At 72.4% G+C, this 13980-nt stretch carries 15 protein-coding genes; 6 read left to right on the top strand and 9 right to left on the bottom strand.

What is annotated here, in order from left to right:
• Positions 1-4 precede the first annotated feature (4 nt).
• From GKC29_RS23725 to GKC29_RS23715, 3 genes are read right to left on the bottom strand one after another with little or no spacing between them, the layout of a single operon-like run.
• Positions 5-643: a NeuD/PglB/VioB family sugar acetyltransferase gene (locus tag GKC29_RS23725; protein WP_230688781.1), complete on the bottom strand. Its 639-nt coding sequence runs from the start codon at positions 641-643 to the stop codon at positions 5-7.
• The gene (locus tag GKC29_RS23720; protein ID WP_155332929.1) at positions 640-1788 is read right to left on the bottom strand and encodes an aminotransferase class I/II-fold pyridoxal phosphate-dependent enzyme; all 1149 of its coding nucleotides are present in this window, start codon (positions 1786-1788) and stop codon (positions 640-642) included. The genes GKC29_RS23725 and GKC29_RS23720 overlap by 4 nt, the downstream gene beginning before the upstream one ends.
• Positions 1785-2504 (bottom strand): sugar transferase, encoded by a 720-nt coding sequence (locus tag GKC29_RS23715; protein ID WP_155332928.1) that lies wholly within the window; start codon positions 2502-2504, stop codon positions 1785-1787. The genes GKC29_RS23720 and GKC29_RS23715 overlap by 4 nt, the downstream gene beginning before the upstream one ends.
• Before the next feature lie 205 nt (positions 2505-2709).
• Between GKC29_RS23715 and GKC29_RS23710 the strand changes: the two genes are divergently transcribed.
• Positions 2710-3648, top strand: a complete 939-nt coding sequence (locus GKC29_RS23710; protein ID WP_155332927.1) for a DUF389 domain-containing protein — start codon at positions 2710-2712, stop codon at positions 3646-3648.
• On the opposite strand, the gene GKC29_RS23705 is transcribed toward GKC29_RS23710, so the two are convergent.
• A complete protein-coding gene (locus GKC29_RS23705; protein WP_155332926.1) occupies positions 3587-4045 on the bottom strand; it encodes a hypothetical protein in 459 nt (152 codons plus the stop codon). The genes GKC29_RS23710 and GKC29_RS23705 overlap by 62 nt on opposite strands.
• A 187-nt stretch (positions 4046-4232) precedes the next feature.
• Here GKC29_RS23705 and GKC29_RS23700 point away from each other — a divergent pair, with 187 nt between their 5' ends.
• The 3 genes from GKC29_RS23700 to GKC29_RS23690 all read left to right on the top strand — a co-directional run bounded on the left by GKC29_RS23700 (position 4233) and on the right by GKC29_RS23690 (position 5570).
• Complete coding sequence (locus GKC29_RS23700; protein ID WP_155332925.1) at positions 4233-4370, top strand: hypothetical protein; 138 nt, start codon at positions 4233-4235, stop codon at positions 4368-4370.
• 343 nt (positions 4371-4713) lie between these two features.
• A complete protein-coding gene (locus tag GKC29_RS23695; protein ID WP_155332924.1) occupies positions 4714-4911 on the top strand; it encodes a hypothetical protein in 198 nt (65 codons plus the stop codon).
• Positions 4912-5372: 461 nt separating this feature from the next.
• Positions 5373-5570, top strand: coding sequence for a YegP family protein (locus GKC29_RS23690; RefSeq protein ID WP_155332923.1), 198 nt, complete (start codon positions 5373-5375; stop codon positions 5568-5570).
• Between the two features lie 63 nt (positions 5571-5633).
• On the opposite strand, the gene GKC29_RS23685 is transcribed toward GKC29_RS23690, so the two are convergent.
• Positions 5634-5825 carry a hypothetical protein gene (locus GKC29_RS23685; RefSeq protein WP_155332922.1) on the bottom strand — a complete coding sequence of 64 codons (192 nt, stop codon included), beginning with the start codon at positions 5823-5825 and terminating at the stop codon, positions 5634-5636.
• A gap of 317 nt (positions 5826-6142) precedes the next feature.
• Here GKC29_RS23685 and GKC29_RS29670 point away from each other — a divergent pair, with 317 nt between their 5' ends.
• On the top strand, positions 6143-6316 hold the full coding sequence (locus GKC29_RS29670; RefSeq protein WP_196255947.1) for a hypothetical protein: 174 nt from the start codon (positions 6143-6145) through the stop codon (positions 6314-6316).
• Between the two features lie 100 nt (positions 6317-6416).
• Here the strand turns inward: GKC29_RS29670 and GKC29_RS23680 are convergent, their stop codons facing one another.
• Positions 6417-8867, bottom strand: a complete 2451-nt coding sequence (locus GKC29_RS23680; RefSeq protein ID WP_155332921.1) for a Tex family protein — start codon at positions 8865-8867, stop codon at positions 6417-6419.
• 62 nt (positions 8868-8929) lie between these two features.
• Between GKC29_RS23680 and GKC29_RS23675 the strand changes: the two genes are divergently transcribed.
• Positions 8930-10441 carry a deoxyguanosinetriphosphate triphosphohydrolase family protein gene (locus tag GKC29_RS23675; RefSeq protein ID WP_155332920.1) on the top strand — a complete coding sequence of 504 codons (1512 nt, stop codon included), beginning with the start codon at positions 8930-8932 and terminating at the stop codon, positions 10439-10441.
• A 96-nt stretch (positions 10442-10537) separates the two neighbouring features.
• Here GKC29_RS23675 and GKC29_RS23670 read toward each other — a convergent pair whose 3' ends face one another.
• The 3 genes from GKC29_RS23670 to GKC29_RS23660 all read right to left on the bottom strand — a co-directional run bounded on the left by GKC29_RS23670 (position 10538) and on the right by GKC29_RS23660 (position 13883).
• Entirely contained in the window at positions 10538-11683 is a 1146-nt protein-coding gene (locus tag GKC29_RS23670; RefSeq protein ID WP_155332919.1) for an MBL fold metallo-hydrolase, read from the bottom strand.
• A gap of 107 nt (positions 11684-11790) precedes the next feature.
• Complete coding sequence (locus GKC29_RS23665; protein ID WP_155332918.1) at positions 11791-12702, bottom strand: SDR family NAD(P)-dependent oxidoreductase; 912 nt, start codon at positions 12700-12702, stop codon at positions 11791-11793.
• On the bottom strand, positions 12699-13883 hold the full coding sequence (locus tag GKC29_RS23660; RefSeq protein ID WP_155332917.1) for a zinc-dependent alcohol dehydrogenase: 1185 nt from the start codon (positions 13881-13883) through the stop codon (positions 12699-12701). Before GKC29_RS23660 ends, GKC29_RS23665 begins: the two co-directional genes overlap by 4 nt.
• Positions 13884-13980 lie beyond the last annotated feature (97 nt).

Here is a 13980-nt window from a genome sequence, read left to right as displayed (position 1 = left end):
GGGATCAGCGCGCGGGAACCCCCTTGACCACGACGCCCTCCGGCACGTCCCGCACCACGCAGGCGCCGGCTCCGACGGTGCTGTCCCGTCCCACCTGGAGGCCTTGGAGCACGGCCGCCGTGGTGCCCACCAGAACGCCCTCCGCCAGCCGGCAGTCCCCGGAGACGGCGGCGAGCGGGTTGACCGACACGAAGTCGGCGAGCACGCTGTCGTGCCCCACGGTGGCGTTCTGGTTGAGGTGCACGTGCCGCCCCAGGGCGACGTTGGTGGTGACCCGGGCCCCCGGGAAGGCGACGAACCCCGGTCCGTACCGGGTGTCCGGGCCCACGGTGGCGTCCGGGTGGACGAGGCTCGCGGCCGGCGTCGCGTACGCGTCGACCCGCGCCGCCACCGCGCGGCGCACCCGCGGGTCGCCGATCCCGATGACGTGGTGGGTGTCCGGTGGCGCGTCGCGCAGCCAGGCCAGCCCACCCAGGTACGGCACGTCCAGGCGCTGGACGCGCTTCAGGTTCTCCTCGGCGGGCCGGTCGTCGAGGAATCCGGCCAGGTGCCAGCGGGGTCCGCCGGCGGCGACCACCGCCCGTGCGATGGTCAGCACCTCCCGACCGTGGCCGCCGCAGCCCACGATCACCAGTGGTGTCACGCGGGCGACACTCCCGTCCGGACGGTCAGGAACTCGTCGATCGCGCCGAGCACGGCGCCGATCTGGCGCTCGGTGAGGGCGCTGCCGCTGGGCAGCGTCAGCCCCTCGGCGAACAGGTCGTCGGCGGCGCCGGTGAGCAGGCTCTCCGATCCCGCGTACGCGGGCTGCCGGTGCATCGGCTTCCACACCGGACGCGTCTCGATGTCCCGGGCGGCGAGATGCGCGGCCAGGTCGGCGGCGCGCCAGCCGGACTGGTCGGGCCGGGCCCGGATGACGGTGAGCCAGCAGTTCGACGCGGCGTCGTCCGCGCCGACGAGTTCGACGCCCGGCACCGGGGCGAAGAGTTTCGCGTACCGGTCGCGCAACTGCCGGCGGCGGCCGATCATCCCGTCCAGCCGCACGAGCTGAGCCCGGCCCAGTGCCGCCAGCAGGTTGCTGAGCCGGTAGTTGTACCCGGTCTCGCGGTGCTCGTAGTGCGCCGCGGGTTCGCGGGCCTGGGTCGCCAGGTGCCGGGCCCGGGTCAGCAGCGACAGGTCGTCGGAGACGAGCATCCCGCCGCCGGACGTGGTCATGATCTTGTTGCCGTTGAACGACAGCGCGCCGACGCGACCGAAGGATCCCGCCGCCCGGCCGCGGTGCGTGGCTCCGAGGGCCTCGGCCGCGTCCTCCACCACGGGCACCCCGGCGTCCTCACAGGCCGGCAGGAGCGACGTGTAGTCCACGCACGCGCCGAACATGTCGACCGGGACGACCGCGGCGATCCGCTCGCCCCGGGCGCGCAGCCGCTGCAGCAGATCCGCGAGGAGCGGGACGTCGACGTTGCCGGTACGCGGGTCACAGTCGACGAAGACCGGCCGGGCGCCGGTGTACCGGACCGCGTTCGCGGTCGCCACGAATGTCAGCGTGGGGACGACCACCACGGCTCCGGGCTCGACGCCGACCCCGAGCAGGGCCAGGTGCAGCGCCGCCGTGCCGGAACTGACCGCCACCGCTCCGCGGGTGCCCACCCGGTCGGCGACGTCGCGTTCGAAGGCCTCCAGGTCGGGACCGACGGGGGCGACCCAGCCCGAGCGCAGGGCGGCGATGAGGTACGACTCCTCCAGCGGCCCGACGTCGGGCGGGGAGAGGTACACCGTGCGCGTCATCGGCGTCCGCCCTGCCGTACCGTCACCGCCGGTCCGCGCGGCACCGACGACGACGTGGCCGCCTCGGCGTACCGCGGCGCCGGACCGGCCGGGGTGCCGAGGAACTCCGGTGCGGTGGCGACGCCGGCCGCCGAGATCCCCTCGCGCCGCAGCACGGTACGGACCGTCGCGACCAGGATCGACAGGTCGAGCCGGAGGCTGTGGGTCTCGACGTACTCCACGTCGAGGTCGAACTTCTCCTCCCAGCTCAGGCCGTTGCGGCCGCGGACCTGGGCGAGGCCCGTGACGCCGGGCCGTACCTCGTGCCGGCGAGCCTGGTGGGAGGAGTAGCGGGACAGGTATTCCGGCAGCAGCGGGCGGGGGCCGACGAGGCTCATGTCGCCCCGCAGCACGTTCCAGAGCGTGGGCAACTCGTCCAGGCTGGTGGACCGTAGCCAGCGCCCCAGGGGGGTGAGCCGCTCCGCGTCCGCCACCAGTCCGCGTCGCGGGTCGAGTGGACGCATTGTCCGGAACTTGACCAGCTCGAACGGCTCGCCGTGACGGCCGGCGCGGCGCTGGCGGAACAGCACCGGGCGGCCCAGCCCCGCGGCGACGAGCAGCGCGACGACCGCCATCACCGGTGCGAGCAGCACCAGCAGGAAGGCCGCCGCGGCGACGTCGAGGGCCCGCTTGCCCCGATCCGGTCGGACCGATCGTGGCGGGCGTTCAGGCGTCACCAGACCAGGAACCGGCACCGTTGCTACCTCCCGCTGAATCGGTCAGTCGTCACAAAAGGGTTGTATCAGGCACAGACGTGAGAGAGACCCCAAACAGGCACACTCATCCCGTCGGAACAACCGCCGAGGTACGAGTGAGGACACGGGTACGACCACGAGCGGGCAGGTCAGTAGAGTCCGGACACGCTCAGGCGAGAGGAGAGACGTGCTGCACCTGAGGGTGATCGCGCCGCCGGACCGATCCGAGGCGGTGGCGGACCTGCTCGCCACGGAACCCGGCGTGACCCATCTGGCGGTGCTCGCGGGCGCGGCCCGCCAACCGTGCGGTGACCTGATCCTGTGCGACGTCGTGCGCGAGAGCGCCGACGGCGTGCTGCGCACGTTGCAGGAGTTCGGCGTCGAGGCGCAGGGCGGGATCTCCGCCGCCGACGTCGAGCTGACGATCTCCACCGCCGCGGAGCGGGCCGCCCGGGAGGCGCCGGGCAGCGGGGCGGACGCCGTCGTCTGGGACGAGATCGCCGCCAAGACGGGGGAGCAGACGGAGCTCTCCGCCACCTACCTCGTGCTGATCACCGTCGCCACGATGATCGCCGGCATCGGCGTCCTTCTCGACCAGCCGATCCTCATCGTGGGCGCGATGGTCGTCGGCCCCGAGTTCGGTCCGCTCGCCGCGCTCTGCGTCGCGCTGCTGCGCCGCAAGGGGCGGGTCGTCGTGCGGTCCGTGCAGGCCCTCGTCGTGGGGTTCCTGGCGGCGATGGCCGTCACGGTGGTCAGCACCTGGGCGTTGACCGCGGCCGACCTGGTGAGCCGCGAGATGCTCCTCGCCGAGCGCCCGCTGACCGACTTCATCTGGCGGCCCGACGCGCTCTCCTGGGTGGTGGGCCTGCTCGCCGGCGTGGCCGGCATGCTCTCGCTCACCTCGAAGAAGTCCGGCAGCCTGGTCGGGGTGCTGATCTCGGTGACCACCGTGCCGGCCGCCGCGAACGTCGCGGTCGCCACGGCGTACGGGGTGTGGCACGAGGCGGCCGGCTCCGCGCTCCAGCTGCTGATCAACCTGTGCGCGATCGTGCTCGCCGGCCTGTTCACGTTGGCGGTGCAGCAGACCTGGTGGCACCTGGCGCGGCGTCGTCGAGTCGCCGGCTGAGCAGCACCCGGAGCGGCACGGACTCCCCGTCGCGCCCGCCCACGCCGATCACCAGGGGCGCCGGGCCGGGCTGCGGGTTCGCCCCGAACAGCCGGGCACGCAGGCCGCCCGGCACCGTCAGCAGGTGGAACCGGCCGTCGACGTCGACCGCCCGCGTGCGCGCCCGGTCCACGTACCAGCCGCGCAGCCGCGTCCGGTAACGGCCGCGACCGTCGTACGACCGCGCCGTCAGGCGCTCGGCCGGCAGCCCGCGCCGCCGGGCCTCGGCGACGAACCAGGCGACCAACTCCGCCGCCTCCGCGGCCTCGGCCGCCCGCCGGCGCTCGTCGGCCGCCGCGTGCGCCGCCACCGCCCGCTGCCGCCGCTCCCGCCAGTCCAGGCCGTCCTCCGCACCCACGCCCCGACGGTACGCCCCGACGCCGTGCCCCGGCGACTGTCCAGCTCCACGGCAGGGCCACGGCCAAGGTCGACATGGACGCCAGGGTCACGCCCCTTCAGCCGTTGGCTCGGCGCGCGGGTGACCGCCGGCCTGCGCGGCTGCCGCGATCGTGCTTGACGACGGGCTGCCCCAAGATGCGCCACTCGTGCTTGAGGACCAGGTCGTGGAAGACGAGGAACACGACCGGCCGAAGGATGCGCCGATGCCCGGTGCGGACGATGAGGACCGGTTGCCCCGGCGGGTCCGTGACGCGCAGGACGACGGTCGCCTGCAAGGCCCGTGACGCGGTTCGGTTGGTACCCACGTGCCACCGTGCCGCGTTCGCGTCTCTGGGTCACGTGGGAGCCCTTCGCGCTGGCACCGTGTCAACTGGCCACGTGTCGCGCGGGACGGGTACACTGTAGATCGCCCTTGAGGGGGCACTACTTTATCTGGAACTTGCACTTCTCTACTGCGTTGCCGATTGACGGCGGTGGAGATCCGGTCAGCACAGGTGATGGAAAGGCTAGATCCGCTCCACCCTGAGATCTTGCTCAATCGGCGCAGGAACTCGGCTTCATCAGTCATACGGACTGATCGAGCTGAGCCCTGCGTGCCCTGCTCGATCAGAGTTAGGGGCAGAAATCGTGGGGCTCTCGATCATTGAGCCTGTTCTAGCCGCGGGGCCTTGGGCGCTGGTACTTCTCGCCATCGTCTACGCCGTGCCGAGGCTAATCGTCGCCGTAGTTGCGCTGTTCAAGATCCCGCCGGAGCGCCTGCCGGCCGTGCTCAAGGCACTCGGGGAGTTGTTCCGCCTCGGGTCCTGGTTCCGGCGTGCTCCATGAGCAGTCGACGGACATTTCGGTAGTCCGGTGTAGTAACAGAGGGTCACCCCGGCTTAATCTCCGTCCCCGTTGGACGACAAAGGGCGGGATCATACCTCACGGGTCCGACAGAACCGACACCCCAAGATGTTGGGGTCCACAGTCGTCAGCGGCACGAGTGGTAGGCCGCGACACGCCGAAAGGCATTCATGTATGGGCAACTTGCGTGCGGCCTCACGACCACTTACCGTTACTCCCCGAGAACGAGTGAGACCCCCGGCTCCAGACGGGCCGAAGGTCGACTCATCCGTTCACGCGGGGGTCTCAGTGCAACTTTGGCGGGCTGCGCTGTGACACTACAACGGAACGCGCCGGTCTGCTATGTCAGATCGGTAACTACGTGACGCGTGGCGGGTGGAGATCTCGGGATCGCCGTGCGCGCTGCCGGTGTCGGCAGGCGCCTCCCGAAGGAGTGCACTCCCGTGCAGTTCGAGATCCACAACGCCAACGGCGGCCAGTACTACTGGAAGATCGTCGCAAGCAACGGCCGCACCTTGGCCACGTCGGAGACCTACTGGAACAAGAGCGACGCGCGGAGCGCCGCCCAGTCGGTCAAGACATACGCGGCCTCGGCCCCGATCGTCGACAAGACGGGGGCCAGTTCGTACGGCCGCTGGTGAGTTGATCGAGCCGCCCCCCGGTGTGGGTCTCCCTCGCGCCGGGGGCGCTCTGCGTTCTGGTCGTCAGTCCTCATCTATCGGGCTGGGGCGATTCTTGGCGATCCAGGCCCGGACGGCCTTGCCATCCCAGACGCGGCCCATCTTCAAGGTGGCGATGGGGTCGGGGAATCCCTTGCGGCCCACGATGATCGTGGCGCGCTGCTTGCTGATCCCGCCGAGCAAATCGCGGATCTCATCCAGCCCAAGCAACTCCACACTCCTGACGGTATGGCCCCAGGGGGGTGCACCAGGCCATACCGGGTTAGGCAACGCATCTGGGGGTTGCCCTCATGCAACCCACCGTGATGCGATGGGCCGATGACGGATCACGGACCTGTTCTGCCTGTATGGACGTGCGCAGGGTGTGGATCACCCTGGCCCTGTCCCACACGCCGCCGTGAGCTACTGGCCGAGTACGACCGCGCTCCGGTATCCCTCTCGATCTACATGGCCTCGCATCTGGTGTCCGCCACGCAGGACATGGGCTGGACTTCCGCTGGCGCGCTCCACCACCGGTTCCTCGGGTGGCTGCCATGAGCGTGATCAAGCCCGGTGACGAGAAGTTTCACTACTCCGACAACTCGCACAAGTGGATACCGCCGGACCCCGACTTCCCTCAGGAGGTGTGGGACGAGATGGTCCGGCAGCACAAGGAGCAGCACCTCCGGCCACCGAAGCGACCCCGCATCGCGCGCCGTTCGATCTGACCACGACCCCCGATGCCCGTGGTGGGTGCCGGGGGTCGCAGGGACCCGATCCGTCCGCGACGTCAGCTCCACAGCGGCGAGAGATGCCTCCGCGTATCGGTCACGCCAGACCGGCCCGGCGCAGCGCGTCGGCCATCGCGCTGTTGGCCGGCGGCGGCGTCGCGCTGCCCCGACCCTGCCGCGGCTGTCCGCCACGGCCACCCTGGCCACCCTGGCCGCCGCGCCCGCCGGACCCGCCCTGGGCACCGCGCCCGCCGGACCCGCCCTGGCCGCGTCCGGCGCTCCGGTCTCCGCGCGGGCCGCCCTGCTCGCCCCGCGGGCCGCCGCGCTCGCGGCGACCGCCGTCCGCGCCGCGGCCGGCCTCGGCGTCGTCGTCGAGGCGCAGGGTCAGCGAGATGCGCTTGCGGGGTACGTCGACGTCGAGCACCTTCACCTTGACGACGTCGCCGGACTTGACCACCTCGTGCGGGTCCTTGACGAAGGTGCGGGACATCGCCGACACGTGCACCAGGCCGTCCTGGTGCACCCCGACGTCAACGAACGCGCCGAACGCCGCCACGTTGGTGACCACGCCCTCCAGGACCATGCCCGGCGTCAGGTCGGCGATCGTCTCGATGCCCTCGACGAAGGAGGCGGTGCGGAACTCCGGCCGGGGGTCGCGGCCCGGCTTCTCCAGCTCGCCGAGGATGTCGGTGACGGTCGGCAGGCCGAACGTGTCGTCGACGAAGTCGGTGGCCCGCAGCCCCCGCAGGATGGCACTCTTCCCGATGATCGATCGCAGGTCCTGGCCGGTGGCGGTGAGGATCCGCCGCACCACCGGGTACGCCTCCGGGTGCACACTGGACTCATCGAGCGGGTCGTCGCCGCCCGGGATGCGCAGGAAGCCCGCGCACTGCTCGAACGCCTTCGGTCCGAGTCGGGCCACCTTCTTCAGCTCGGCCCGGGTGCGGAACGGCCCGTTGGCGTCCCGGTGCAGCACGATGTTCTCCGCCAGGCCGGCGCCGATACCGGAGACCCGGGTCAGCAGCGGCGCGGAGGCGGTGTTCACGTCGACGCCGACGGCGTTGACGCAGTCCTCGACGACCGCGTCGAGCGACCGCGACAGCTTCACCTCGGACAGATCGTGCTGGTACTGCCCGACGCCGATCGACCGTGGGTCGATCTTGACCAGCTCGGCGAGCGGGTCCTGGAGGCGGCGGGCGATGGAGACCGCGCCGCGCAGGGACACGTCCAGCCCCGGCAGCTCCTGGGCGGCGTACGCGGACGCCGAGTAGACCGACGCGCCGGCCTCGGAGACGACGATCTTCGTGAGGTTGAGCTGCGGGTGACGTTTGATCACGTCACCGGCGAGCTTGTCGGTCTCCCGGCTCGCGGTGCCGTTGCCGATCGCCACGAGTTCCACCCGGTGCGCGGCGGCCAGCCTCGCCAGGGTCTCGACGGAGGCGTCCCACTGCCGGCGCGGCTCGTGCGGGTAGATGGTGTCGGTGGCGACCACCTTCCCGGTGGCGTCGACGACGGCGACCTTCACGCCGGTCCGCAGGCCCGGGTCCAGACCCATGGTCGGGCGGGCCCCGGCCGGCGCCGCCAGCAGCAGGTCGCGCAGGTTGGTGGCGAAGACGCGGACGGCCTCCTCCTCGGCGGCCTGCCACAGCCGCATCCGCAGGTCCGCGCCGAGGTGGATGAGGATCCGCGTACGCCAGGCCCAACGTACCGTGTCGGCCAGCCACCGGTCGGCCGGGCGCCCCTGGTCGCTGACCCCGAAACGACCGGCGACGGCCGCCTCGTACCGGGTCGGGCCGGTGGCCACCGCGTCGGAGTCACCCTCCGGCTCCGGATCCATCGTCAGGTCCAGCACGCCCTCCTTCTCGCCCCGGAACATGGCGAGGATGCGGTGCGAGGGCAGCTTCGGGTACGGCTCGGCGAAGTCGAAGTAGTCGGCGAACTTGGCACCGGCGGTCTCCTGGCCCTCGCGTACCCGGGACACGAGCCGGCCCCGCGACCACATCTGCTCCCGCAGCGTGCCGATGAGGTCGGCGTCCTCGGCGAACCGCTCGATCAGGATGGCGCGCGCGCCGTCCAGCGCGGCGGCGGCGTCGGCCACCCCCTTCTCCGCGTCGACGAACCCGGCGGCCGTCTCCCGCGGATCCCGCGTCGGGTCGCCGAGCAGCGCGTCGGCGAGCGGCTCCAGGCCGGCCTCGCGGGCGACCTGCGCGCGGGTCCGCCGCTTCGGCTTGTACGGCAGATAGATGTCCTCCAGCCGGGACTTCGAGTCCGCTGCCATGATCTGCGCTTCCAGAGCCTCGTCGAGCTTGCCCTGGCTGCGGATCGACTCCAGCACGGCGGCCCGCCGCTCGTCGAGCTCGCGCAGGTACCGCAGCCGCTCCTCCAGGGTGCGCAGCTGCGTGTCGTCGAGCAGGCCGGTGGCCTCCTTGCGGTAGCGGGCGATGAACGGCACGGTCGCGCCGCCGTCGAGCAGCTCCACGGCCGCGCGTACCTGGCGCTCGGCGACGCCGAGTTCCTCGGCGATCCGCTGATGAACAGTGAGGGTCACGATCTCGATCCGCCTTCGGGAGTGGTTTCCGCCGTGCATTCTGCCGCGCTAGCGTGGCGATCATGGAACCACCTGCGGAACCCCGGGCGCGGCGCCTCTTCGGCGGCAGCGCGCGAGCGCTGGGCGACCTGGCGGCCAGCCCGTTCCGGGCCGACCGGGACCGCATCGTCGGCTCGCCCTTCTTCGCCCGCCTCAACGGGGTGACCCAGGTCGTCAGCCCCGGCGGCTCCGGCCTGCTGGTGCACAACCGGCTCACCCACAGCCTCAAGGTGGCGCAGGTGGCCCGGGCGATCGCCGAACGGCTCACCGCCGACGACCGGTACCGGGACCTGCTGGAGAAGCTCGGTGGCTGCGACGCGGACGTGGTGGAGGCCGCCGCGCTCGCCCACGACCTCGGGCACCCGCCCTTCGGGCACCTCGGGGAGCGGGTGCTGGACCGGCTGGCCCGCCAGCGGCTCGGGCTCGCCGACGGGTTCGAGGGCAACGCGCAGTCGTACCGGATCGTCACCTCCACCGAGATCCGCGGCGCCGCGACGACCGGGCTGGACCTGACGGCGGCGGTCCGGGCGGCGATGCTCAAGTACCCGTGGACCCGCCTGGACCACCCGGATCCGCACCCGCGGCTGCTGGAGCCGGCGCCGCGTGGTGCCGCGGCGCCGCCGGACGACCCGGGCAGCGGGTCGACGAAGTTCGGGGCGTACCGCACCGAGGTCGACGACCTGCGCCAGGCGCGGGAGCCGTTCGCCGGGCGGATCGCGGACTGGCAGCAGACCGTCGAGGCGTCGGTGATGGACACGGCCGACGACATCGCGTACGCGATCCACGACGTGGAGGACTTCTACCGGGTGGGGGTGCTCCAGCAGGGCGCGGTCGCCGCCGAGCTGACCGCGTGGCAGCGGGAGGGCGGGAGCCTGCGGGCGATCACCGAACCGGCCCTGGCCACCGCCGCCCGCCGGCCCGGCTCGGCGATCGAGCGGCTGCGCCGCCACCTGCACCGCAAGGACGCCTGGATCACCGACGACGACGCGTTCGCCGCCGCCGTCGAGCACGTCCGCGAGGAACTGGTGGACGGGCTGCTGGCGGTGCCGTTCGACGGGTCGATCGAAGCCGAGCAGTACGTGGCCCGCTTCTCCGCCCGCTGGACGACGCGCCTGGTCGACGCCATCCGGGTGGTGGAGGCGCCGTCGGTGCGGTCCGGGCACGTGCTGCTCGCCCCGGCACAGTGGCACGAGGTGCAGGTGCTCAAGTTCGTGCACCACCGGTTCGTGCTGGCCCGGCCCGACCTGGCACTGCACCAGCGCGGCCAGGCACGGCTGCTCGCCACCCTGGTCGAGGCGCTGCTCGACTGGCTGCTCGACCCGGAGGAGGAGTCACGGCTGCCGCGCCGCCTGCACGACTTGGTCGAGCTGGCCGAGGCGGAGCTGCACCCACGGACGGCGGACCGGCTCGCCAAGGCGCGCGGCCGGGCGATCATCGACTTCGTCGCGCAGCTCACCGACGGCCAGGCGGTGGCGATGCTGGACTCGCTCTCCGGCCGCTCCGGCGCCCTCTGGACCGACGCCTTCGTCCTGTGAGGTGCAAGGAAGGGCCCCTTCTTAACGCCTCCGGTAGAGGAAGGGCCCCTTCTTAACGCCTGCGGTAGCGGAAGGGCCCCCTGTTAACACCCCGCGTCAGGCGACCGCCTGCCACCAACCGTCGACCGGCGGCGGGTCGTCGACGACCACGCGCTCGCCCGGCCGGGGCACCGCCAGCCGTACGTCCCGGGCCTTCGTCTCGGCCCAGAGCCGGTCCACCGGCTCCGACCAGTCGTGCAGCGCCAGGTTGAACGTCGCCCAGTGCACCGGGATCAGCAGCCCGCCCCGCAGGTCCAGGTGGGCGGTGACCGCCTCCTCCGGGAACATGTGGATGCTCGGCCAGGCACGGTCGTACGCGCCGATCTGCATCAGCGTCACGTCGAACGGCCCGTACGCTGCTCCGATCGCCGCGTACCCGTCGAAGTAGCCGGAGTCGCCGGTGTAGAAGAGGCTGCGGTGCGCGCCGGCGACCACCCACGAACTCCAGAGCGTGCCGTCGCGGCGCAGCCCCCGACCGGAGAAGTGCTGGGCGGGGGCGGCGGTCAGGGTCAGGCTCCCGATCCGGTGGCTGTCCGACCAGTCCAGTTCGACGACGCGGTCGGCCGGCACACCCCACCGGTCGAGGTGGGCGCCGACGCCGAGCGGCACCACGAACGGCGCGTCCTGACGTGCGGTCAGCTCGCGCACGGTGGCGAGGTCGAGGTGGTCGTAGTGGTCGTGGGAGATCAGGATCGCGTCGAGCGGGGGCAGTTCGTCGAGGCGCACCGGGGGCTGGTGCAGCCGCCGTGGCCCGACCAGGGTGGACGGGGAGCAGCGGTCGCTCCACACCGGATCGAGCAGCACCCGCCGCCCCTCGATCTCGATCAGGGCGGACGCGTGGCCGTACCAGACGACGTTGAGCTCCCGGGTGGTGTCACCGGCGGGCGGGTCGGCGGGCCGCAGCAGCGGCACGGCTGCCGTCGGGTGGCGCTTCTGCTTGCCGAAGATCAGCTCCCGGACCAGGTTGCGGTCCGGGGCGCCGGCCATCGAGCGGCTGCTCGCCGGGTTGCGGAAGGCGCCCTCACGGTATTGGGGTGAGCGCACCGCCCGTTCGGCCCGGGCGCCGGTCAGCCGGCCGCCGAGCGCCATCGGGATGTCCCGCGCGACCCAGGCGAGGCCGGCCAGAGCGGCAAGCCCGACCGCTCCGCTCACCCGCCGCCCGAGCGACCGGTCCCGAACCCCGTGCTGTGCTGGTGCCGCCATCGCCGTCCCTCCGCCGTGTTCCGACGTACACGGTAGCCCGGGGTGTTAAGAGGGGACCCCTGCTCTACCTCAGGCGTTAAGAAGGGGCCCTTCCTTACCCCGCGGCATCAGGGCAGGTGGCGGGTGAGGGCGCGGGTTATCCGCCCCAGGTCGGGAAACCAGCCGCCGCGGAGGCGCTCGCTTCCCGGGGCGGGGGTGAACACCACGCCGTCGTGCGGTTCCACCGGCCGGTCGGTCAGCGCCGCCACCCGCATCAGGGGCCCGACCAGGGCGTCGTAAACGCCGGGCAGCACGGTGAAGCCGAAGCGCATGACGGTGTTGGCCCGGCCCACCGACACCTCCCGCCGGGGGCGGTCGGCGCAGTCGACCATGGCCCGGGCGACCCGTTCCGGAGTGGTGACCGGCAGCGGCGGGCGTCCGAGTCGGCCCAGGTAGTTGGCCGCCCGCTGGTAGACCGGGGTGTCCACGCTGCCCGGGGTGACGATGCAGACGTGCACGCCCGGCGTCTCCCGGGTCTCCTGCTGGAGGACCCGGGCGAGTCCCTGCAGGCCCCACTTGCTCGCCACGTAGCCGCTCAGGTAGGGAGCGGTGATGTGACCGAGCACCGATCCGGTGAGGATCAGCGTCCCGCCGCCGGCCTCCCGGAAGTGCCGCAGCGCCACCCGGGCCACCGTGGCCGCGGCGATCAGGTCGGTGCGGATCGTCTGCTCGAAGACACGTTCCGGCGTCTCCTCGAAGCGCCCGTACGACATCACCGCCGCCGTGTGCGCCCACACGTCGATCCCGCCGAACTCGGCGACGGCCGCCTCGGCGAGCGCCGCCGGGGCGTCCGGCTCGGCGACGTCGGTCGCCACCGTCAGCGCCCGGGCTCCGGCGGCGGCGCACTCGGCGCGTACCTCCTCGAGGGCCTGCGCGGAGCGGGCCGCGAGGACCAGACGGTCCCCGCGGCCGGCGAACTCCCGGGCGGCCGCGCGGCCGATTCCGCTGGTCGCGCCCGTGACGACCACCGTACGGCTCACGGCGCGAGCACGACCTTGACGCAGCCGTCCTCCTTCTTCTGGAACATCTCGTACGCGCGCGGCGCGTCCGCCAGCGGCAGCCGGTGGGTCCGCAGGTCCTCGACGCCGAGCGGGTCGTCGTCGCCGGAGAGCAGCGGGATGATCTCGTCGGTCCACCGGCGGACGTGGCACTGCCCCATCCGCAGTTGGACGCCCCGGTCGAACATCTCCATCAGCGGCAGCGGGTCGACCTCACCGCCGTACACCCCGGAGATCGAGACGGTGCCGCCGCGCCGGACGGCCTTCAGCGCGGCCTTGAGCACGACCAGCCGGTCCACGCCGAACTTGTCGATCATCGGTTGGGCCAGCTTGTCCGGCAGCAGGCCGGCGGCGGTCTGGGCGATCCTGCCCAGCGGTGCGCCGTGCGCCTCCATGCCCACCGCGTCGATCACCGCGTCCGGCCCGCGCCCGTCGACGAGCTCGATCAGCGCCCCCGGCACGTCGTCGAGTTCGCTGACGTCGAGCACCTCGACGCCGTGCCGGCGGGCCATTTCGAGGCGCTCGGGTACCAGGTCGAGGCCGATCACCCGACCCGCGCCGAGGTGCCGGCCGATCCGGGCGCAGAACTGGCCCACCGGGCCGAGCCCGAAGACCGCGAGGGTCCCGCCGGGCGGGGTGTCCGCGTACTTCACGGCCTGCCAGGCGGTGGGGAGGATGTCGGAGAGGTAGAGCCACCGCTCGTCGGGGCCGCTCTCCGGGACCTTGACCGGGCCGAACTGGGCGTGCGGCACGCGCAGGTACTCCGCCTGCCCGCCGGGCACGGAGCCGTAGAGCGTGGTGTAGCCGAACAGCGCCGCGCCCTTGCCCTCGGCCGTCACCTGGGTGGTCTCGCACTGCGCGTAGAGCTGGCGTTCGCACATCCAGCAGGAGCCGCAGGAGATGTTGAACGGCACGACCACCCGGTCTCCGGGCTGGAGCCGGGTCACACCGGGGCCGACCTCCTCGACGACGCCCATCGGCTCGTGACCGAGGACGTCGCCCGGCTTCAGGTACGGCCCGAGCACCTCGTAGAGGTGCAGGTCCGAGCCGCAGATCGCGGTCGAGGTGATCCGGACGATCGCGTCGGTCGGCTCCTCGATCCGGGGGTCGGGCACCTCCTCGACCCGTACGTCGCGTTTGCCCTGCCAGGTCAGTGCCTTCATGTCCGGATGTCCCCTCTCGGCGTCCTCCGAGAGGTGCTACCCGTGCAGCGTCCCTTGAACCGGCCGCGGCCACACCCGACCGCTCTCCGCGCAGATA

The sequence above is a fragment of the Micromonospora sp. WMMC415 genome (genome assembly GCF_009707425.1).
Taxonomy (GTDB): Bacteria; Actinomycetota; Actinomycetes; order Mycobacteriales; family Micromonosporaceae; genus Micromonospora.
The sequence above is the reverse complement of the archived record's forward strand: the minus strand, read 5'-3'. Positions and strand labels throughout refer to the sequence as shown.